This window comes from Mahella sp., assembly GCF_020054945.1.
In the GTDB taxonomy this organism is placed as follows: Bacteria; Bacillota; Clostridia; order Mahellales; family Mahellaceae; genus Mahella.
The window spans coordinates 1-21,009 of record NZ_JAIHAU010000048.1; the positions used below are offsets into that span (position 1 = coordinate 1).

23 protein-coding genes are annotated in these 21,009 nt (G+C 43.1%); 22 read left to right on the forward strand and 1 reads right to left on the reverse strand.

The window, feature by feature from the left end:
* Positions 1 to 198: 198 nt before the first annotated feature.
* The 10 genes from JG770_RS08970 (at position 199) to JG770_RS09015 (ending at position 9,959) form a co-directional block, all read left to right on the forward strand.
* Positions 199 to 1,179, forward strand: coding sequence for a glycoside hydrolase family 130 protein (locus tag JG770_RS08970; protein WP_291957994.1), 981 nt, complete (start codon positions 199 to 201; stop codon positions 1,177 to 1,179).
* Positions 1,180 to 1,485: 306 nt separating this feature from the next.
* A complete protein-coding gene (gene lgt, locus JG770_RS08975; protein ID WP_291957996.1) occupies positions 1,486 to 2,304 on the forward strand; it encodes a prolipoprotein diacylglyceryl transferase in 819 nt (272 codons plus the stop codon).
* Complete coding sequence (locus JG770_RS08980) at positions 2,301 to 2,888, forward strand: lysophospholipid acyltransferase family protein (protein ID WP_291957999.1); 588 nt, start codon at positions 2,301 to 2,303, stop codon at positions 2,886 to 2,888. Before lgt ends, JG770_RS08980 begins: the two co-directional genes overlap by 4 nt.
* Positions 2,889 to 2,920: 32 nt before the next feature.
* Positions 2,921 to 3,781 (forward strand): class II fructose-1,6-bisphosphate aldolase, encoded by an 861-nt coding sequence (gene fba / locus JG770_RS08985; RefSeq protein WP_291958001.1) that lies wholly within the window; start codon positions 2,921 to 2,923, stop codon positions 3,779 to 3,781.
* Between the two features lie 26 nt (positions 3,782 to 3,807).
* Positions 3,808 to 4,878, forward strand: coding sequence for a bifunctional phosphoglucose/phosphomannose isomerase (locus tag JG770_RS08990; protein ID WP_291958004.1), 1,071 nt, complete (start codon positions 3,808 to 3,810; stop codon positions 4,876 to 4,878).
* A gap of 9 nt (positions 4,879 to 4,887) precedes the next feature.
* Positions 4,888 to 5,823 carry a 1-phosphofructokinase gene (gene pfkB, locus JG770_RS08995; RefSeq protein ID WP_291958006.1) on the forward strand — a complete coding sequence of 312 codons (936 nt, stop codon included), beginning with the start codon at positions 4,888 to 4,890 and terminating at the stop codon, positions 5,821 to 5,823.
* Between the two features lie 19 nt (positions 5,824 to 5,842).
* Positions 5,843 to 7,999 (forward strand): bifunctional 4-hydroxy-3-methylbut-2-enyl diphosphate reductase/30S ribosomal protein S1, encoded by a 2,157-nt coding sequence (locus JG770_RS09000; protein WP_291958009.1) that lies wholly within the window; start codon positions 5,843 to 5,845, stop codon positions 7,997 to 7,999.
* 162 nt (positions 8,000 to 8,161) lie between these two features.
* A complete protein-coding gene (gene speD / locus JG770_RS09005) occupies positions 8,162 to 8,536 on the forward strand; it encodes an adenosylmethionine decarboxylase (RefSeq protein WP_291958011.1) in 375 nt (124 codons plus the stop codon).
* 273 nt (positions 8,537 to 8,809) lie between these two features.
* Positions 8,810 to 8,992: a DUF1540 domain-containing protein gene (locus tag JG770_RS09010; RefSeq protein ID WP_291958014.1), complete on the forward strand. Its 183-nt coding sequence runs from the start codon at positions 8,810 to 8,812 to the stop codon at positions 8,990 to 8,992.
* Positions 8,993 to 9,185: 193 nt separating this feature from the next.
* Positions 9,186 to 9,959: a protein-glutamate O-methyltransferase CheR gene (locus tag JG770_RS09015; RefSeq protein WP_291958017.1), complete on the forward strand. Its 774-nt coding sequence runs from the start codon at positions 9,186 to 9,188 to the stop codon at positions 9,957 to 9,959.
* 32 nt (positions 9,960 to 9,991) lie between these two features.
* Here JG770_RS09015 and rpsT read toward each other — a convergent pair whose 3' ends face one another.
* Positions 9,992 to 10,258, reverse strand: a complete 267-nt coding sequence (rpsT, locus tag JG770_RS09020) for a 30S ribosomal protein S20 (protein WP_291958020.1) — start codon at positions 10,256 to 10,258, stop codon at positions 9,992 to 9,994.
* 133 nt (positions 10,259 to 10,391) lie between these two features.
* Between rpsT and gpr the strand changes: the two genes are divergently transcribed.
* From gpr to JG770_RS09080, 12 genes are all read left to right on the forward strand, one after another.
* On the forward strand, positions 10,392 to 11,369 hold the full coding sequence (gene gpr, locus JG770_RS09025) for a GPR endopeptidase (protein WP_291958023.1): 978 nt from the start codon (positions 10,392 to 10,394) through the stop codon (positions 11,367 to 11,369).
* A 71-nt stretch (positions 11,370 to 11,440) separates the two neighbouring features.
* Complete coding sequence (locus tag JG770_RS09030; RefSeq protein WP_291958025.1) at positions 11,441 to 12,613, forward strand: stage II sporulation protein P; 1,173 nt, start codon at positions 11,441 to 11,443, stop codon at positions 12,611 to 12,613.
* Positions 12,614 to 12,627: 14 nt separating this feature from the next.
* Complete coding sequence (locus JG770_RS09035; RefSeq protein ID WP_291958026.1) at positions 12,628 to 12,861, forward strand: hypothetical protein; 234 nt, start codon at positions 12,628 to 12,630, stop codon at positions 12,859 to 12,861.
* 197 nt (positions 12,862 to 13,058) lie between these two features.
* Positions 13,059 to 14,093: a nicotinate phosphoribosyltransferase gene (locus tag JG770_RS09040; RefSeq protein ID WP_291958030.1), complete on the forward strand. Its 1,035-nt coding sequence runs from the start codon at positions 13,059 to 13,061 to the stop codon at positions 14,091 to 14,093.
* 26 nt (positions 14,094 to 14,119) lie between these two features.
* The gene (locus tag JG770_RS09045) at positions 14,120 to 14,611 is read left to right on the forward strand and encodes a hypothetical protein (protein WP_291958032.1); all 492 of its coding nucleotides are present in this window, start codon (positions 14,120 to 14,122) and stop codon (positions 14,609 to 14,611) included.
* Between the two features lie 5 nt (positions 14,612 to 14,616).
* Positions 14,617 to 15,588, forward strand: coding sequence for a tRNA dihydrouridine synthase DusB (dusB, locus tag JG770_RS09050; protein WP_291958048.1), 972 nt, complete (start codon positions 14,617 to 14,619; stop codon positions 15,586 to 15,588).
* Positions 15,585 to 16,118 (forward strand): helix-turn-helix transcriptional regulator, encoded by a 534-nt coding sequence (locus JG770_RS09055; protein ID WP_291958035.1) that lies wholly within the window; start codon positions 15,585 to 15,587, stop codon positions 16,116 to 16,118. The genes dusB and JG770_RS09055 overlap by 4 nt, the downstream gene beginning before the upstream one ends.
* A gap of 23 nt (positions 16,119 to 16,141) precedes the next feature.
* On the forward strand, positions 16,142 to 17,044 hold the full coding sequence (locus JG770_RS09060) for a quinate 5-dehydrogenase (protein WP_291958037.1): 903 nt from the start codon (positions 16,142 to 16,144) through the stop codon (positions 17,042 to 17,044).
* Positions 17,041 to 17,994, forward strand: a complete 954-nt coding sequence (locus JG770_RS09065) for a hypothetical protein (protein WP_291958040.1) — start codon at positions 17,041 to 17,043, stop codon at positions 17,992 to 17,994. Before JG770_RS09060 ends, JG770_RS09065 begins: the two co-directional genes overlap by 4 nt.
* A gap of 173 nt (positions 17,995 to 18,167) precedes the next feature.
* Positions 18,168 to 18,647 (forward strand): transcription elongation factor GreA, encoded by a 480-nt coding sequence (gene greA, locus JG770_RS09070; protein ID WP_363320987.1) that lies wholly within the window; start codon positions 18,168 to 18,170, stop codon positions 18,645 to 18,647.
* 39 nt (positions 18,648 to 18,686) lie between these two features.
* A complete protein-coding gene (lysS, locus tag JG770_RS09075) occupies positions 18,687 to 20,180 on the forward strand; it encodes a lysine--tRNA ligase (RefSeq protein WP_291958043.1) in 1,494 nt (497 codons plus the stop codon).
* Between the two features lie 12 nt (positions 20,181 to 20,192).
* Positions 20,193 to 20,852: a hypothetical protein gene (locus tag JG770_RS09080; protein ID WP_291958046.1), complete on the forward strand. Its 660-nt coding sequence runs from the start codon at positions 20,193 to 20,195 to the stop codon at positions 20,850 to 20,852.
* Positions 20,853 to 21,009: the final 157 nt, after the last annotated feature.

The window sequence follows — 21,009 nt, forward strand, 5'->3', positions numbered from 1 at the left end:
ACGTGTATATCTATCTAAAATAGTAGTACTACAATGGCATTTTAAAAAACTCTCTCGATGGGGGCCTTAGAAGAAAATGTATTCATGCTTTTGCCGTGCGACGAGGCGCTGGACATATTCTTTTATGGAATAAGTATGGTATAATATAGTCACAACTCCGTTGTAATATAATTAAATATTTTGGGAGGACGATAGTTTATGGGAAAGCAATTAATAATAGGCTCTGAGCTTCCTAATATGCCATGGCAGGACAGACCAGCCGGATGCAATGATGTTATATGGCGTTATGAAGGCAATCCTGTTATACCGAGAGACTTAATTCCATCTTCAAATAGCATCTTTAATAGCGCTGTTGTACCATTTGATGATGGGTTTGCAGGGGTATTTCGCTGCGACACCAAAAGCCGACAAATGGAAGTACATAAGGGGCGCAGTAAGGACGGAATTAACTGGGATATAGACCCCGAACGTATAGAATTTATATGTGAAGACCAGAATATAGGAGAATTTAACTATGCTTATGATCCTAGAGTTTGTAAAATAGAAGACAGGTATTATGTTACGTGGTGCAACGGATATCATGGATATCCGACGATAGGTGTCGCATATACTTATGATTTTAATGACTTTTATCAAATGGAAAATGCCTTTTTACCTTTTAATAGGAATGGAGTTCTTTTTCCAAGAAAGATAAATGGTAAATATGCTATGCTTAGCAGACCGAGCGACAATGGGCATACACCTTTTGGCGATATATTCTATAGTGAAAGTCCCGACATGATACATTGGGGTCATCATAGGCATGTAATGTCGCCAAATAAACCGTGGGAAAGCACAAAAATAGGAGCAGGCCCGATTCCTATAGAAACTACCGAAGGGTGGTTGCTATTTTATCATGGCGTTTTAACATCGTGTAACGGGTTCGTATACAGTTTTGGAGCGGCACTGCTTGATATAGATGAACCGTGGAAGGTGCTATATAGAGGTTCGAATTATTTGCTTTCACCGCAGAAGCTTTATGAGTGTGTAGGCGATGTGCCTAATGTAACCTTTCCTACGGCTGCTCTATACGATGCATCGACGGGAAGAATAGCTATATACTATGGAGCAGCAGATACTGTAACTTGCCTTGCTTTTGCTCAGATAGAAGAAATAATAGACTTTATAAAATCCAACTGATCTATTTTTAGTGGCGGACCGGCATTAGCCGGTTCGCCACTAATGCATATTTGCTTGACTAAATCCCACTAGTAGCCTTATAATAAATATGGCTACAGTTCGTTAAAATGGAGTGATAAGGTCAATAACCCACCGCCTATTAGAGGCGGGGGCTTGAAAGAGCCCTGATTGACCAGCCTAAGTGCTGCGAGCACTACGTTGGCAGCAGAGTTAAAGAACGCACGTTAGGATGCTTCTCCAGTCCTAACCACTGCAACCGCATGGTTAAAAGCCCGATGGGTAAGGGGTTTCCTGCGCCAATTTTTGATGATAGATCCGGTAGCGTTTTATATATTCGGTAAAGAAGTCCGATGGTATGGCATACTTATAGCAGCAGCGGTATTGCTGGGCATCTACCTTGCAGTACGTGAGGCCAAGCGCCTCGGATATGATCCCGACCTGTTCATAGATTTTTGTCTTTGGGCTATTCCTATATCCATAGTAGGGGCAAGAATCTATTATGTGGTATTTCAATGGGATTATTATAGCGCTCATCCATCCGAGATTATAGCTATTTGGCACGGTGGCATAGCTATATATGGGGCAGTGTTAGCGGGTATATTGGTGGGTATAATATTTGCAAAAGTGCGCAAGGTTGACTTCTGGGGATTAGCAGATATAGTAGCGCCTAGCCTTATATTGGGGCAGGCCATAGGTCGATGGGGTAATTTTTTCAATGGTGAAGCGTATGGCTATTTGGTTTCTTCTCCAAAGTGGCAGTGGTTTCCTGCTGCTGTATACATAAATGGTCAGTGGCATATGGCCACGTTCTTTTATGAATCTATGTGGGATCTAGCGGTCTTTATTTTCCTTATGTGGTATAGAAAACGTAAAAAATATAGCGGGGATGTTTTTTTAGGTTACCTTGCGTTATACGGAATAGGGCGCTTTATAGTAGAAGGTTTGCGTACGGACAGCCTTATGTGGGGGCCTTTCAGGGTTTCGCAGGTGTTAAGCCTGATTCTTATAGCTGTAGCAGTGATTATAAGGGTATACTGGATGCGTACAGGCAAGCAACGGTTTTCAATGGAGAGCGCTGTTTTACAGGCAAATGCAAATGATGAGGATGATGTTGGAGATTTATGAGGGTTGATTGGTTTTATAGGATATGTAAATTTATAATAAAGCCGACTCTAATGCTGTTGTACGGGTTGCGTACAGTAAATAAGGAAAATATTCCTGAAAAAGGTGGATGTATAATTTATGCCAATCACACGTCATATCTTGATCCGGTGGTCATAGGAGCTATGTTGGACAGACCAATAAACTTTATGGCCAAAGAAGAGCTTTTTCATATTCCTGTATTAAAGAGCATCATAAAGCTTTGGGGAGCCTTTCCAGTTAAACGTAATACCGCTGATATAACCGCTATACGCAAAGCGCTTAATTTGATAAAAAAAGGGGAACTTTTCGGGATATTTCCGGAAGGAACCAGAAGCAAAGACGGTCATATTGCTATGTTGCAGCCGGGGGTAGCACTTATAGCATTGAAAGCAAATGTTCCTGTGATACCTGTTTTCATAGAGCCATACAAACTTTTTGGCCGCACAAACATATATGTGGGCGAACCTTTGGATTTGTCGCAATATGCTAAAAATAATGATGACGTTAACAAATTAGAAGAGATCAGTGATATAATGTATGAAGCATTACTTCGCTTAAAAGCATAACATAATTTTTATAGAAGGGATAAAGATATACTATGTCATTAGTAACAGGCAAAAAAATACTGGATAGGGCATTGTCTGGCCATTACGCTATAGGTGCTTTTAACGTACATAATATGGAGACTGTACAGGCAGTGGTGAACGTGGCCATCGAAGAGAAGGCACCGCTGATAATACAGACATCGGCCAGCACCATCAAATACGCGGGAGCGAAGTTTCTGGCTGCCAATGTTAAGGCAGCGGCTGAAGATGCCGATATACCCATAGCATTGCATTTGGATCACGCCACCACATATCAGCAGGTGGTCGAATGTATAAGAGTAGGTTATACGTCGGTTATGATAGACGGTTCAAAGTTACCCTATGACGAGAATGTCGCGCTGACCAAGAAGGTCGTGGAATTGGCTCATTATGCCGGCGTATCGGTAGAGGCAGAGCTTGGTAAAGTCGGCGGCACTGAGGATGACATTTCTGTCGATGAGAGGGAGGCTGCTTTTACGGTGCCCGAAGAGGCAGTCAAATTCATAGAAGATACCGATGTGGATTATCTGGCTATAGCGATAGGTACCGCTCATGGCGTTTACAAAGGTGAGCCCAAGCTGGATTTTGAACGTCTGAAAAAGATACGCAGCATGGTAAATGTGCCGTTAGTGCTTCATGGGGCATCTGGTGTGCCGGATGAAGGCTTGCGCAATGCCGTAGTATGTGGTATAAATAAAATAAATCTTGCTACTGACTTAAAGATACCGATGGCCAGGACTATACGTGACATATTTATGGCTAATCCGGATGAAGATGATCCGAGGAAATATTTAGGCGCTGCCAGGGATGCTGTAGAGGTTGTTGTAAGGGATAAAATACGCGTTATAGGATGCAATGGCAAAGCGATTGTTTAGCAAAATATATGGGAAGGATGTTGTAGATGGTTGATTTAAATGATGTAAAAAAGATAAGAGAGCTGGATAGCATGGGTTCCTTGATAACCACAGAGAATTACGATAAACAATTTGCCGAAGGTATGGAGCTGGTTAAGGACTTTGCAGTGCCCAAATTGCCGGATAAAGTGGATGAGTTGGTATTACTTGGGACAGGCGGAGGTTCATCCATAAGCGGGGGTATGATACGTTCCCTTCTATTCGATGAACTTAAGCTTCCGGTTATTATAAACCAAGGGTATAACATACCGGCATTTGTGGACGAGCATTCATTGATATTTGTGGTATCTCATTCCGGTAATACAGAAGAGACGTTGAATGCCTTGTCACAGGCTATGCAAACCGGTGCCACCATTATAGCAATAACAGCAGGGGGAAAGCTTAAAGAGATAGCCATGCAAAACAACATACCGCTTCTGATCGTACCGGCTGATATAGGGCATCCGCGCCGTGATCTTGGATACATATTTATACCCATGTTGGTTATGCTTACTAAAATGGGTCTTATATCCGATAAGACTGCTGATATAGAAGAGACGATAGCATTGTTTACAGAGTTAAACAAACAGTATAATCCTGAAGTTCCTGTGGAAGATAATCTGGCAAAACAGATAGCGCAGGAGTTGTGTGGTTATATACCGTTGATATACGGGTCGCTCGATAATTTGGATGCCGTGGCGTGGCGCTGGAAAAACCAGTTCGGCGAGAACAGCAAATTGATGGCTTTTTGGAACGTGATCCCGAATTTGCATCATGATGAAGCCGTAGGTTGGGATATGCCTCAAGAATTAATAAAGATGTTTTATCTCATAATGTTGCGCGACGATGTGCTGGATTCTGAGAAAATTAAAAAGCGCAAGGATATAACGGTGCAGATATTGTCCGAACGCATGGGTAAAGTGCGCCAGGTCTATGCTACCGGTAAAAGCAGGCTGGCAAGGCTGTTTTCGCTCGTATACCTTGGTGATTTTGTAACCCTTTACACGCCGATTTATCGCGGTATTGACCCGACGCCTGTAGAGGTGATAAATTTATTTAAACGCAAAATGGCCGAATGAGGTGCTCAAATGATCCTTACAATAACCTTAAATGCTGCTATTGATAAAACATATACTGTTGAAGGATTTCATGCAGGCGGCAATTTTAGACCGAGCGAAATGCATGCCTTGCCCGGCGGCAAAGGTTTGAATGTTTCCAGGGCGGCTAAGGCTTTGGGGCGTCAAGTTACCGCCACAGGCTTCATAGGCGGCCATAACGGCGCGTTTATAGAGGATGGCGTGAAAGAGATGGGGGTTCGTCCGGAATTTGTATATGTAGATGGTGAGTCACGCATATGCATAGCTGTATTGGATCCGCAGGGAGGTACTACTACGGAGATATGGGAGAAAGGCCCCACTATTTCATCCATTGCCTGTGAGGAGTTTATGAATAAGCTAAACGGTCTAATTGAACAGGCCAACGTCGTTACGGCGTCAGGGAGTTTGCCTCAAGGCGTTGCTGATACGATATATGCTGACATAGCCGCCTCATGCCGGCGTTTAGAGAAACCTTTTATACTGGATACCAGCGGACGGGCGTTGGCAGAAGGCATAAAAGGCAAGCCGACGATGACAAAGCCCAATGTGCATGAACTTGAGACATTATTGGGGAAGAACATAACCGACGATGATGAAATAATATCTGCCGCTGAGGAGATTGCCCAAAACGGCATAGATATAGTAGCGGTTTCAATGGGCGAAAAGGGGTCATTAGTATGGGCTTACGGGCAGGTGTATAAGGTTAAAGCTCCTTGCGTAGAAGTAGTGGATGCTGTAGGCTCCGGTGATTCCATGGTGGCCGGGTATGCGGCAGGTATAGAGATGGGTTACAGTGTGAAGGATATGATTAAGTTAGGGGCAGCGTGTGCTACTGCTAATGTTTTGACATATGGTGCCGGTACCATTGAGCCTGATACGGTACAGCGCTTTTTTGACCAATTAGAGATATGCAATATAAAGCGCTGAGCTTTGAGGTGAAAGGCAATTGAAAATAATAAGGGCCGAAACCGCAGGTTTTTGTTTCGGTGTAAGACGAGCGGTAGATTATGTATACAAAAGCATAGAAGATCATAGGAACGAAAGAATATATACATTAGGGCCAATAATCCATAATCCGCAGGTAGTTGAGGATTTAGCGAGCAAGGGCGTTAAAGTACTGAATAATGTAGACGATATAGATGATGGCTTGGTCATAATAAGATCACATGGGGCAGGGCCAGATGTATATGAGAGGCTTGAAGCAAAAGGTTTAAGATTTATAGATGCCACCTGTCCTTATGTGACCAGGGTACACAAGAAGGTAGAAGAATACTATAGGCAGGGCTATCAGATAATAATTGTAGGAGAAGCCAATCATCCTGAAGTGATGGGTACTAATGGATGGTGCGATAACACGGCCATCATTGTAAATGATGTAGATGAGGCTAGTCGATTACCTCAGTTGGATAAGGTCTGCGTAGTGGCCCAGACTACATTGAACGGCAGTAAATGGGAAGATATATTGAAGATATTGCTTCCTAAAGTAAATGAGCTGCAAATATTCAATACTATCTGTTATGCCACGTCTCAGAGACAGGAAGAGGCACTGCAGATAGCTAAACTATCCACTGCTGTTATAGTTATAGGCGGTAGAAATAGTTCTAATACCCGCAAACTGTATGAGATATGTCACAAATTCTGCGACAGGACATTTCTTATAGAGTCGGCGGATGAGATAGATAATTTACCCATAAAGCCCGACGATGTGGTCGGGATTACAGCGGGCGCGTCTACGCCTGATGGTATAATAGAGGAGGTAATCACGAAGATGGAAGAATTAAACAAAGATGCTCAGCAGAATATAGAAGAACATATTGACGAGCATCAGGAACAAGCACCGCTAGAGGAAACGGTCGACGATGTTGGCGTTTCGCATAGTGATGATAATGACAATGGACGTAGCGATGAAATGGATTTCGCTAAGGGGTTGGAAGAAACATTGGTCACATATCATGTTGGCCAGATGGTTTCCGGCAAGGTGGCCGGCGTTTCGGATAGCGAGATAATAGTAAGCCTTGGCGGCAAACAAGACGGAGTCATACCTCGCGAAGAGATGGGATTGGATGAAGGCGTGAGTCCTTCTGAAGTTTTCCATATAGACGACGATATAGAAGCGCAAGTTAAAAAGACGGCGCGGAATGAGGAAGATAACCTTATATTATCGCGTAAACCGGTATTGCTCAGAAAAGCGTGGTCTGCCATAGAAGATGCCTATAATACTGGCAGCAATATTACCGGTGTAGTGAAAGAGGTCATAAAAGGCGGTATACTGCTCGACGTCAATGGTATAGATGTATTTGTGCCGGCTTCTCATGTCAGCGATCGCTATGTGAAGGATTTAAATGTGCTGGTGGGTAAAGAAATGGAAGTTAAGATAATAGAAATAACTCCAAAGCGGCGCCGTGCAGTAGGATCTCATAAAGCTGTCATAGAACAGGAAAAATGGGAAAAAGAAGAAGAAGCTTGGGCTAATATACGTGAAGGTCTGCGCATAACGGGTAAGGTGAAAAACGTCACTGATTTTGGTGCTTTTGTGGATGTCGGGGGCGTAGATGGCCTTATTCACATAGGTGATTTATCATGGGGAAGAATAAAGCATCCATCAGAGGTGGTAAAGCCGGGCGATACTGTAGATGTGATAGTATTATCAGCTGATAAAGAGAATAAAAAGCTTTCTTTGGGATTAAAGCAGTTGCAGCCTCAGCCTTGGGATTATGCCATGGACAAATATAAAGTCGGCGATATAGTCAGCGGCAAAGTAGTTAGCATAACCAGTTTCGGCGCCTTTGTAGAATTAGAACCCGGATTGGAAGGACTGGTACATATATCTCAAGTGGCCAACAAGCGCATAAATAAAGTAGAAGACGTGCTTAAAGTAGGCGATGAGGTGCAGGTGAAAATAATGGACGTACGTCCGGAAGAACATCGTATATCGCTGAGCATAAAAGAAGCTCAAGATGATTCTGATGATAACAGCGAGGGAAAATGTAGCAGGCCAAGGGCCGATCGAGAGGAAAGAAATCATCATACCCCGATATCTCACCAGGAGGATGGCGGCGTAACGCTGGGCGATATATATCCCGATATGAAAGATAAGTTTTAGATCATGTCGAGAAACGGAGTTAAAGAGAGAAAGCAAGAGGATATGGCGGATAATTTGCCTTCATAAAATCTATTGCGAAAAACTATTGACTTTTTCGGATATTCTGCTAAAATTTAATCTATTGCAATGGATATTAAATGAGAGGGAGGCAAGGAAACTTAGATGTATGCATTAGGTCGCCATATTCTGGCAGAAATGTATGGCTGTGCGCCGGAAATATTGGATGATCAGGAAACAGTGGAAAAAATCATGGTACAAGCTGCTATTGAGGCCGGCGCTGAGGTCAGGGAAGTGGCCTTTCATAAATTCAGCCCGCAAGGCGTAAGCGGCGTAGTGGTTATATCCGAATCGCATCTGGCTATTCATACATGGCCGGAATTCGCTTATGCAGCCGTAGATGTATTTACGTGTGGTACTAGAGTTAATCCTTGGGATGCCTGCAATTATCTAACAGAGAAATTCAAGGCTGAACATATGACTGCTACTGAAGTTAAGCGGGGAATCTTTGAAGAGCCTGTAAAGGTGGCTAACTACTGATTGCCGAAATAGCAAGGATGCCTAACCGATTGCTTCCTTTTGGCAGTGTAGATGTGTGCGCTATGTAGTGCACACATTTTTTGTTAACGGGCATGTATAATTTGCTGCGGTGTGTAAATAATAATTAATGACCTCACAAAATACATTGAGACCCCCTTTACATCTTAGCCGTGGAGCAATAGTCTCCACGGCTCTTTTCATGTGCATAATTTCTCATAAGCAAGCTCATAATTATATAGTAAAATCAAAATATTGATATAGGAGGATGATATTTTGCCAGGCAAAGTGGATAGATTGGGTAACCCTATAGACCGCGTAAAATGTGTGGTCGATAGCTGTCAATATTGGGATAATGGGAATAGATGCAAAGCACAGATTATAGAAGTACAGCCTCCGGGTGCCAGTGATTCTCAGGATACGGATTGTGCCACATTTACTCCCAAAGGTCAAATGTAAATCTGATTATCATCTGCGATTCGTAATGTGGCAAATTCAGCGCTTGCTATGGGCTTGACGTATATACCTCGCTACGGCTGTGAAGCTGGACCACTACGCAATCAAAGATTGCTGTGGTCCTACGCTTCAAAAGCCCGCTCAGCATATATGTCAAGCCTTATTATATACGCGATTTAAAGTAAAGGGGAGTTTTATGGATTTTGAGGATTTTAAGAAAGAAGTACATAATATTACAGGCATAGATTTATCTGCTTATAAAGAGCGTCAGATGAAACGGCGTATAGATTTTCTGTTGGCCAGAAAGCGGATGGAAAACTATGAAAATTACATAAAACTTATAAAAAATGATGCTGCCGCCAGAGAAGAATTTATGACATATATAACTATCAATGTTTCGGAATTTTATAGGAATCCTATGCAATGGCAGATTTTAGAGCGCGATATATTGCCTGATATATTACAAAAAGGAAATACGCCGAGGGTATGGAGCGCGGCTTGTTCATCAGGCGAAGAGCCTTATTCGTTAGTCATGGCGCTGAATAGATATTTGCCTTTGCAAAAAATACGTATTGATGCAAGCGATATAGACGCTGAGGCTCTAAAAAGGGCGCAGGAGGGTGTATATGCGGAGCAGAGCCTGAAAAATTTGCCGGAAGATATGATAAAGCGCTATTTTGATAAACAAGCAAATATGTATAGAATACATGACGATGTAAAAGCTTGTGTCAATTTTAAAAGACAAGATTTGCTTAAAGATGCATTTCCAACCGATTACTATGATCTCATATTATGTAGAAATGTAGTAATATATTTTACTGAAGAAGCTAAAAACATGTTATATAAGAAATTCTATGAAGCGCTGGTACCTTACGGTATATTATTTGTGGGTGGTACGGAGCAGATAATATTGCCCAATCGTTTTGGATTTATAAACTATAAACCGTTTTTCTATCAAAAGGTAAAATAAAAAAGCCACCAGTAAATGGGGCTTTTTATGGATTATTTGCTTACAGCATTTAATTTAAGAGCTAAAGCTGCTTTATGCCGAGCGGCTTTATTTTTATGAATAATGCCCTTCGAAGCGGTCTTGTCTATTATACTTATCGCTTCGGTATAAGCCCTGCGTATATTTTCCGCATCGCCATTGCCCAATGTTATCTCGAATTTCTTTATCGCCGTTTTCATGCGGGACTTATTAGCCTTATTTCTCAAAGTATTAGCTTTAGCTATTTCTATCCTCTTTTTAGCCGATTTTATATTCGCCAAAATATCACCTCCTGATGCATATAAAAAATCAATGTTTTTATCTTATCATGAAAAAGATAAAAAAGCAAGCGGTATAAAAATTCTGCTAATTGGTGAGCATAAATAGAAAAGATTGTTTATTGGAGGTACGCCATTGAATAATAATATAAGAACGGACTTGGCCGTAGAAGCAAGGGAACTATATAAAGAGGGCAATATCGGTGAGGTGCCTGGCGTAGAGGTTGAGGATGAAAGCAGCCTTAATGTCAAAGTCATAAGGGTAAAGATAATCTCCCAAGAAGGGCAGCAGGCTATGGGCAAGCCGATGGGTACTTATATAACCATTGAGGCTGACAAACTTAGAGATAGGGATATGGATGTGGAAGACGAAGTCAGCCGCGTACTAGCCAAAGAGCTAACAGCGTTGCTGAAAGTGGATAAAGACGCTGTCGCGCTGGTAGTGGGGCTGGGCAATTGGAATGTGACGCCAGATGCGCTTGGCCCGCGCGTAATATCTAAATTGATGGTGACCAAGCACCTGCTTGAACTAAAACCGGAATATAAGGATAGCGGCTTGAGGCCGGTATGCGCCATAACGCCGGGAGTACTCGGAACTACCGGCATGGAGACCAGCGATATCATAGAAGGCATAATAGAAAAGATAAAGCCTGATTTTATAATAGCCATAGATGCTTTGGCTTCAAGGCGTATGAATAGAATAAGCACATCCATACAAATAGCTGATACCGGTATAAATCCAGGCTCTGGTATAGGCAATTATAGATCCGCTTTAAACCAAGACGTACTGGGTATACCGGTTATAGCCATAGGTGTACCTACGGTAGTAGATGCCGGTACTATGGCTAACGATACCATCGATATGCTTATAGAAACACTTATGAAGCAGAGCAAAGGCGACACGCAGTTTTATAGCATGCTCAAATCCATGGACAGGGATGAAAAATACAGCCTGATAACCGAGGTGATATCCCCATATGTAGGCAAACTCATGGTTACACCTAAAGACATAGACGCTGTTATCGACGATGTATCGCGTATAATAGCCAACGGTATAAATATCTCGCTCCATGAAAGCGTAACCCTTGAGGACGTAAATCGTTATGTAAACTGATCATATTATTGTTGGACTATGCATATTAATATGTAGTATTTTACTTATTTGCTATGCGAGGTAGATGCTACATGAGATTTAAGGTTATAAAAGTTTCTCACGTGCTGTATTATAGCGTTGCGATTATACTGATGGCGCTCATAATAGCGCTGGTACTGAGACTCTTTCTTATAAGCCGCACCGAACCTATGGAACAACCGGCCGCTCCGGCGTTTGCAGCCGATGCTCAATTGGCGGATAAAGCCTCATCGGATATGCCGGCACAGGACGAGGCTGATTTCTATAATATAAGCCTTGACAAGGCATTGCCGATACTGCTTGGGCAACCTTCGTCTGAAGCACAAGCATCTGTCAGCTTGGCCTCATTTATAAGCAGCCTTGCATCTGTAAATATTGGGCAACCAAACTCCCTGCTTAATCTCCAGATACCCATGCTGGCTGGGGCCCCGCAGTATATAAGCGTATCCAGCCGCAGCGCCGCGAGGACAACGCCGGGTGTGGAGAAAATAGAGGATGAGGACGGCGATATAATACTGCATAATTCCGATGACGAGGTTAACATAGATATAAACGATGTAACCGATGATCTGGAGGATATACAGCTTACCGGCAGCGGGCCTCAAATACTTATATATCATACTCATGCTACCGAGTCGTATAAACCGAGCAGTAAATATAACTATAAGCCCGATAACAGCCGTACCACCGATACGGACTTTAACATGGTGAGAGTCGGGAAGCAGTTGGCGTATTATCTTAAAAAGGATTATGCCATAAATGTTTATCAAGATGTTACATTGCATGATTATCCCAGCTATAATGACTCATATACTAATTCGCTGGCCAGTATACAAAAAGATATGGAAAAATATCCGACGCTCAAAATGTTTTTGGATCTGCATAGAAATGCTTATGGTACGAGCAATGTAAATCCTGATGATACAGTTGTCATAAACGGCGTACCGGCCGCACGAATATTGATGGTGATAGGCACGGGGCAAGGGTTCAAAGACAAGCCTCAATATAAGGAAAACTATAAATTGGCGCTGAAACTGAAGGATGAATTGGATAAAGTAGCTCCGGGTATAAGTAAAGGCATAATGGTCAAGACTGGACGATATAACCAACATATATCTACCAATGCCGTATTGATCGAAGTGGGCAGCGACTACAATACATTGGATGAAGCGTTGGAATCAACCAAATATCTGGCTAAAGCTATAGCCAATGTAGTAAAGCAATAGAAAGTTGAGATAGAATGGATAGGGTTACACGCAGGCGTATAAGAAGAAAGCAACGCAGATGCCTTATAATCGGTACCGTACTGTGTTTGTTTATATTTATCGGCGGCTTTATAATAGCTGATTTATCACTGGCAGCCATGAATAATAGGGAGGCCGGCTCGGCGGTGGTTTTTGACAATATAAGCCAACGGTTGCAGGATGTGCATATATGGGACAGGCTGTCGGGCATGCTCGATGCTTTGAGGTAGCGCATCACTTTTATTCGATGACAATATATGTAATTATCTACACAAATATCCGAAACAGATGAGCCGAAGGCTACTCAATTATTAAACGCATATCTGAACATCATTTCTATGATTTTTTCATTGAACAATATTGTAAAATAGGTTATTATATTAACAATAATTTATTTTTATTTCGAAAGGACGGAAGATTTATACATATGGAAGAATTAAAAACGCTGAGCCAGGTCAAGGGCTACCAGGCAGCAAGTGATAGGCCGCTTTATTCGGCGCAGCACGACGAGATACTGGCTGGCGCTACTACCGATATATATTTCATACGTACCATGGAAATATTGGAACATATGAATTTAGCGCATACCGAGGTCGTAGCCGAAATATTCGCTCGCAAACCCGGTATATTGGCCGGTGTCCAAGAGGTATTTAATATACTGGCCGATAAAAATGTTGAGATATGGAGCTTGAAAGAAGGGGAAGCATTTGAACCAAAAGAAACCATAATGCGTATTAAAGGCGGCTATGATGAATTCGGCAAGTTCGAGACCGTTATGTTAGGCTGTTTGGCCAGTTCCAGCGCGTGGGCGACGGCTGCCAGGGAGTGCAAAGAGGCTTGCGGCGGTAAACAATTGCTGTGCTTTGGAGCAAGGCATGTCCATCCGGCGGTGGCTCCTGTGATGGAAAGGGCAGCCCTGGTAGGTGGTGCTGACAATGCCAGTTGTATATTGGGGGCTAAATTATATGGGAAGGAACCATCAGGAACTGTGCCTCATGCGGCTTTTCTGATAGCAGGGGATACTGTGGCGGTGGCCAAAGCCTACGATGAATCCATGCCGGTATCTGATCCGCGTATTATATTAATAGATACATTTAAAGATGAGGCGGAAGAGGCTGTCAGAGTGGCTGAATTTTTGGGCGATAAATTGTACGGAATACGATTGGATACACCGAGTGAAAGGGGTGGCGTGACGCCGGCATTGGTGGAAGAAGTAAAAGCCAGATTGTGCAAAGCCGGTTTCCACGACGTGAAAATAATAGTATCAGGCGGTCTTTATCCGGAAAAAATACGTCAATTGGCTCAAGCCGGCGTAGACTCTTTTGGGGTGGGCAGTTACATATCCGGTGCTCAGCCTATAGATATGACCATGGATATAAAAGAGGTAAACGGCAAGCCTATAGCCAAACGCGGCCGGATACCGGGAATTATAGATAATCCTAAACTCATAAAGGTAAAATGACAGTAGATTATAATGGAGGTGCAGTAATGCTTAAAATATTGGAGAGATTAGCCGTATATACTCTTACCCGTGTAATACTTATAGCGTTGATAGCTATGCTTTTGCTGTTTAGCGGAATCACGGCTTACAATCTTTCCAATATATATATAACAATTAATGAAGCCATGGATAAACAAGCACAGGCTGTTTTAGATGACCTGCCCATCGAACAGTTACAAAAATACTTTACCCCCAATTATTTGAACAATGAATTTTATCAACTTAAGGAACGTTATCAATCATTCGATATAATCTCTTATGAACACAGCACTAAGGTTCATATCGGCATACCTGCGCCATGGGCGAAAGAGGTATATATGACGGTGGAAGATACAATTACCGATATAGTGCCGATGCCTCGCCAGGATGATGAGGGCAATGATGTTAAGCAGATTATTCCGGAATGGGATAACGCTCTAAAACGATTGCGCGTAATATATACGGATGGTCTGTGGAAGATAGACGGTGTCGCCAAGTGAATCTATTGACTATAGGAAATGTTAATTTAACCAATAATGTGTTGTTGGCGCCTATGGCCGGGGTAACGGATATGGCTTTTCGGATACTGTGTCATCGCGAAGGGTGTGGTTTGGTAGCCACCGAGATGGTAAGCGCGAAGGGTGTGTTGTATAACAGCAAGGATGATATATGGCGCGTAAGTCCCGAAGAGAAACCGGCGGCCGTTCAGTTGTTCGGTCATGAGCCGGACGTGATGGCTGAGGCGGCTAAAATCATATGCCATAATGTTTCACCAGACATCATAGATATAAATATGGGTTGCCCGGTTGCTAAAGTAGTTAATAAAAGTGAAGGATGTGCGTTAATGCGAGATGTACCGTTAGCTTTCTCTATCATGAAAGCCGTGGTAAACGCTGTGCCGCAGCCTGTGACGGTGAAAATTCGTAAGGGATGGGATGAGCAACATGTGAATGCAGTAGAATTGGCTATAGCCGCTGAGCATGCCGGTATAAGTGCTATAGCGGTGCATGGCAGAACACGCGAGCAGTTCTATACCGGCATAGCGGATTGGGATATCATAGGAGCAGTGAAACAGAGCGTATCCATTCCGGTTATAGGAAATGGAGATGTGAGGTTTCCTCAAGATGCTCGGCGAATGCTGGAATATACGGGTTGCGACGGCGTAATGATAGGGCGTGCTGCCTGTGGCGATCCGTGGATATTCAAGAGGACGACTCACTACATTAGAACAGGCGAGCTTTTGCCTTTACCTACAGCGGAGGATAGAATAAATAAGGCTATAGAGCACCTCGACATGGAAATCGCATTGAAGGGCGAATATTTGGCGGTGAGACAAATGCGCAAGCATATAGCATGGTATATAAAGGGGTTGCGTGATGCATCGCTGGTGCGCGACAGGCTCAATCGTCTGGATAACAGCGATGATGTAAAGAAATTGCTTATGGATTACCTTGAATATGTGGAGGGTGTCAGATGAACCTTATACATATAGGCGAAAAGGTAATAAACCTGGAAAAAATATATAACAAAATCGATAAAATCTTGGAAGCGCGCTCATCGGGCTTATCTCAGCAAGAGGTGGCTGATAAACTCAATGTAGATCGTACATTTATCTCTCGTCTGGAAGGGATAGGTGAAGTGCACAAAGGGAAAGATATAGCAGTGGCGGGTTTTCCTATAAAAAACAAGGATGAGGTCATATCGGTATTGGAAAAGCACGGCATAGACTTTTATGTCATCATGACCGAGCAGGAGCGAAGGGAATTTGCCGCCAGCAAGAACGGCGCAGAGTTGATAAACGAGCTTATGGCTATGTTGGCTAAAGGTCGCTCTTATGATGTGGTTATAGTTATAGCTTCCGATATGCGCAGCAAGATGCTGGCAGCACTGCTTGATAAGGAGATTATAACCATAAATATAGGCCATTCGCCGTTGACTCAGGACGTATACGTAGATCCCGCCTTGCTCGACAGCGTTATTGAATCCGTTAAGGATAAAAAGGCTTGATGGAGATATGGAGGCATGATAATGTGAAGAGGGTTGTCAGTGTAAGCTTGGGTTCGTCGTCCAGAGACCATAAAGTCGAGTTGGATGTATTGGGACAACATTTTCTTGTAGAACGCATAGGTACAAATGGCAGCATAGAGAGGGCTGTGGAGATTATAAAGGAGCTGGATGGCAAGGTGGATGCCTTCGGTATGGGCGGCATAGATATATATCTGCATGGTAGCGAAAATGCAAAATACATGATACGATCCTCAAAGCCGCTGGTGCGCGCTGCCGTAAAGACACCTATAGTAGACGGCTCGGAATTGAAGAATGTTTTGGAACGCCGTGTGGTCTATTTTGTAGACCAACAATGCGGTGTAAAGATTAAAAATAAAAAGGTGCTGCTGGTATCGGCGATAGACCGCTTCGGTATGGCTGAGGCCTTCGATGAACTGGGGGCCCAGCTCGTTATGGGAGACCTGATATTTAGCTTAGGCATACCTATACCGATAACTTCACTTAAGCTTTTGCGAGCGGCGGCGGTAGTGCTTATGCCTGTCTTATGTCAATTGCCGTTTAGCTGGCTTTATCCCGTGGGAGGTAATCAAGACCAAATTACGCCTAAACATGAGGGATTTTATCAGCAGGCCGATATAATAGCCGGCGATTTTATTTATATACGCAAATACATGCCCGATAACCTGTCCGGCAAGATAATCATCACCAATACAGTTACGTCAAAGGATGTGGAATTGCTGCGGGAAAGGGGTGTCAAGATGTTGGTAACATCTACGCCGGATCTTCAAGGACGGTCTTTTGGTACCAATGTTATAGAAGCGATACTGGTAGCGGCATCCGGCAAAAGGCCCGAGCAATTGACCAAGCAGGATTATTTGAAATTATTAGACGATATAGGTTTTGAGCCAAGGGTAGAGAATCTATGATAGACGATCGCTTTATATTTTTGATGATGTCTAAGGATTATACTGCTATAACGGCTGCGCATAACCTCATTAAAAAAACTGCCGCTTATATCAGATACATCCTTATAAAACGATATGATGTCGAACAACCAGACCGGCAGCATGTTATAGGGCAGATCGTGTCCTTGCCGCTTTTGCCGGAAAAAGTGGGCAAAAACGCTGTGAAACGATGCGTAAAGCTTATTAGGAGGTATAATCCCGCTGTCGCCCGCGTGGCGTGTACATCTCTTGATTTTCCGGATCTGGAGGGTATAAATATAATATACCGGGAGGGTTTGTTGCGATGGGCCGCAGGTTTATGCGCTATATCATCCATACTGGCTATCAAAGCGTCTTCGTGGGCGCAACAGGAGGTGGTGGTATTAGGTGCCGATCGAGCGCCCGGAGAGATGATAGCCCGGTATCTGGGCGATAAGGTCAATTATCTGGTTTTGGCCGGTAGCGACGGAGAAAGATTAAAAGAATTGTCGCGAGGGCTATTAACCGATTTTGGCTTGGCTGCCGGCGTATATTTATACAGCGATATATGCGGGCGCCGTTATAACATCGTAATATCTGCAGATACTGAGATGACTGCCGGTTACCGGATAAACGCCGATATAGTGCTGTGCTATCCCGGACAGAGGATTATATTCGATGAAAGCACTATAGTAATAGAGAGCGGGTATATAGATCCCCATTCGTTCTTTTATACATCAGCACCGCTATCACCTTTAGAATCGTTGTATATGATAGAGCTTATAGGATGGATGCAAGGTTGGTTAATAGATGTCTATGACGGCTATAATGTTGAGGCGTTGAAAGCTATAATAAACACTATAAACAGCAATGAGATGAAATTGGCCGGCTTTATAATCGAAGACAGTGCTCTTTCATATAATCAGATAAGAAAGAAACTTTTTAAAGCTTGAAATATTCAGCGAAAGGTGTTAGAATAAAATCTAAAATTTGCACTCAGCGTTTGTCGATAATATTGGGTAAGGCATAGTTTAAAGCTAAACCGAATATTTGAGGAATTAACGCATATAATGATGACTATGTATAATAGTAACACCCAATTATTACAATAAAAGTGGGAGAGATGATGATGATCAACAAAGAAACGCTTTTAACCGTGGAAGGTATAGAAAAACTCGAAAAAGAGTTAGAGTATCTTAAGACCGTTAAAAGACGCGAGATCGCCGCTAAAATAAAACAGGCTTTAGCATTTGGCGATTTGTCTGAAAATGCCGAATATGATGAGGCAAAGAATGAACAGGCCTTTGTGGAAGGCCGTATAGTCACATTGGAGAACATGCTCCGCAATGCCAAGGTTATCGATGCAGACGAAATAACTACGGATAAAGTGACTATAGGGTCAACCGTGGTGCTGCGGGATATAGAAATGGGAGACGATGAGGAGTATGTCATAGTGGGATCAGCTGAAGCTGATCCGTTTAAGCATAAGATTTCCAATGAATCGCCTGTGGGTAAGGCCTTGTTGGGCAGAAACAAAGGCGATATTGTGGAAATAACGGTACCGGATGGTATTATAAGGTACAGCATAATAGATATAAAAAAATAAACTGAAGGGAGAAAGGCGCAACGCAGCGTCAAGGTTTAAATGGAAAGAGATGATATAATACAATATCAAGAGGACAATGAGCTTATAGCTATCAGAAAAAACAAATTAGAAGCCCTTACGGCAAAAGGGCTTAATCCATTTTTTCGTAAGAAATACCAGATAACGCATGGTTCCAAAGAGATAAAAGAACAATTTGAAAGCTTGGATGCCTGCGAAGTATCTATAGCTGGGCGTCTCATGGCTAAAAGGGGCCACGGCAAGGCGGCTTTTTGCGATATTATGGATGAGTCGGGAAAAATCCAGATATATGTCAAGATGGATGAGGTAGGGCCGGAGGCCTATGAATTGTTCAAAGACCTTGATATAGGCGATATATTGGGCATAATCGGTACCGTTTTTAAGACACATAGCGGAGAGATATCGGTAAAGGTGAAAACCTTCGAATTATTGGCCAAGTCGTTGAGACCGCTCCCCGAGAAATGGCATGGTTTACAGGATACGGATCTGCGCTACAGGCAGCGATATCTGGATCTTATAATGAACGATAAGGTTAAAGAAACCTTTGTAACCCGAAGCCGCATAATAAAAGCTATGAGAAACTTTTTAGATGCAAGGGGTTATCTGGAAGTAGAAACGCCGGTATTGCAGACCACGGCCGGCGGCGCTGCCGCAAGGCCGTTTATCACACACCACAATGCATTGGATATAGATATGTACCTTCGCATAGCTACAGAGCTTCATCTCAAAAGGTTGATCATAGGCGGCTTTGGAAAGGTATACGAGATAGGCAGAATCTTCAGGAATGAAGGCATGGATATAAAGCATAATCCTGAGTTTACTACTGTGGAATTGTATGAGGCGTATTGTGACTACCATGATATGATGGACCTTACCGAGCAGCTTATAACGTATATAGCTCAGGAGGTATTGGGTACCTTGAAGATAACATATCAGGGACAGGAGATAGATTTAACCCCCCCGTGGAGAAGGATGCGTATGGTAGATGCCATAAAGGAATTTACCGGAGAGGATTTCCAAACCGTTGCATCTGATGATCAGGCACGTGCCGTAGCACGCCGCCTTGGGGTAGAAATAAAGGATTCCGATACACGTGGTAATGTCATAAACGCCGTATTCGAGACCTTTGTGGAGGAGCATCTGGTGCAGCCGACTTTTATATTAGATTATCCTATCGAAGTATCACCGTTGGCTAAACGTACCGATTATGATCCTATGATGACCGAGCGCTTTGAGTTGTTTATAACCGGACGCGAGATGGCCAACGCTTTTAGCGAATTGAATGATCCGCTGGATCAGCGCCAGAGATTTATCATGCAGGCCAGGCAAAGAGCGGCGGGCGATGAAGAGGCTCATATGATGGATGAAGATTTTGTCATGGCTATGGAATATGGTATGCCGCCTACGGGTGGCCTCGGCATAGGAGTGGACAGGCTGATTATGTTGCTTACCGATTCGTATTCCATACGCGACGTCATACTGTTTCCAACCATGCGGCCTAAGATTAGCCAATAAGGGGCGATATAAATGGATAAGATTACTAAGACAATCATAAGAAACCATTTGTCTTATGATTGGTGGAAATACGCCGTAGGCATAATAGGTGTGCTGCTGATATGGAATTTTGCCTATACCATAGCAACTCGGGTTCCCGACGAAAAGCTCATGGAGGTTTATCTGGTAAACGATTATATAGAGGAGCCTGAGAAACTGGAAGAGCTGGGGAACAAGGCATTAGTTCATTTCCCTGAGCTGCAGCAGATATCTTTTTATGATATACCGCTTTTGGTAGAGGCTGATGAAATGCCTAAAGACCAGGCCGATATGGCCTTGCAGCAGAAGCTGATGGTCACAGTGGCTGCTCAGCAGGGCGATGTCTATATATTTTCCCAGACAACATTCGATGTATTTGCCAAACAGGGCCTATTTTTAGACCTGGAGCCATATATAACAGATGGCGCTATAAAGGTTGATCCGTCAAAAGCATATAAAGCTTCTATCGAACAAGAGGACGGAACAAAACTGGAGCCCAGGGTTTACGGTATATCGGTGGAAGGAAACGAGGTATTGGAGAATGCCGGCTACAATACCAAGGGAAAGATTTTGGGCATACCGGCGTACAGCAAGAAGATACCATTAGCTGTAAGGATGGTAAATCTGATACTCAGCGGCGAATTAATAAAATGAAATCATACAGATGCTCTTTTTCATAATGGGAAAGAGCATTTTTTATAAATATTTTTATAACTGCAATTCGTAATGTGGCAAATTCAGCGCCTGCAAAGATATAAATCCTACGCCCGCTATAGGCTTGACATATATACCTCGCTACGGCTGTGAAGCT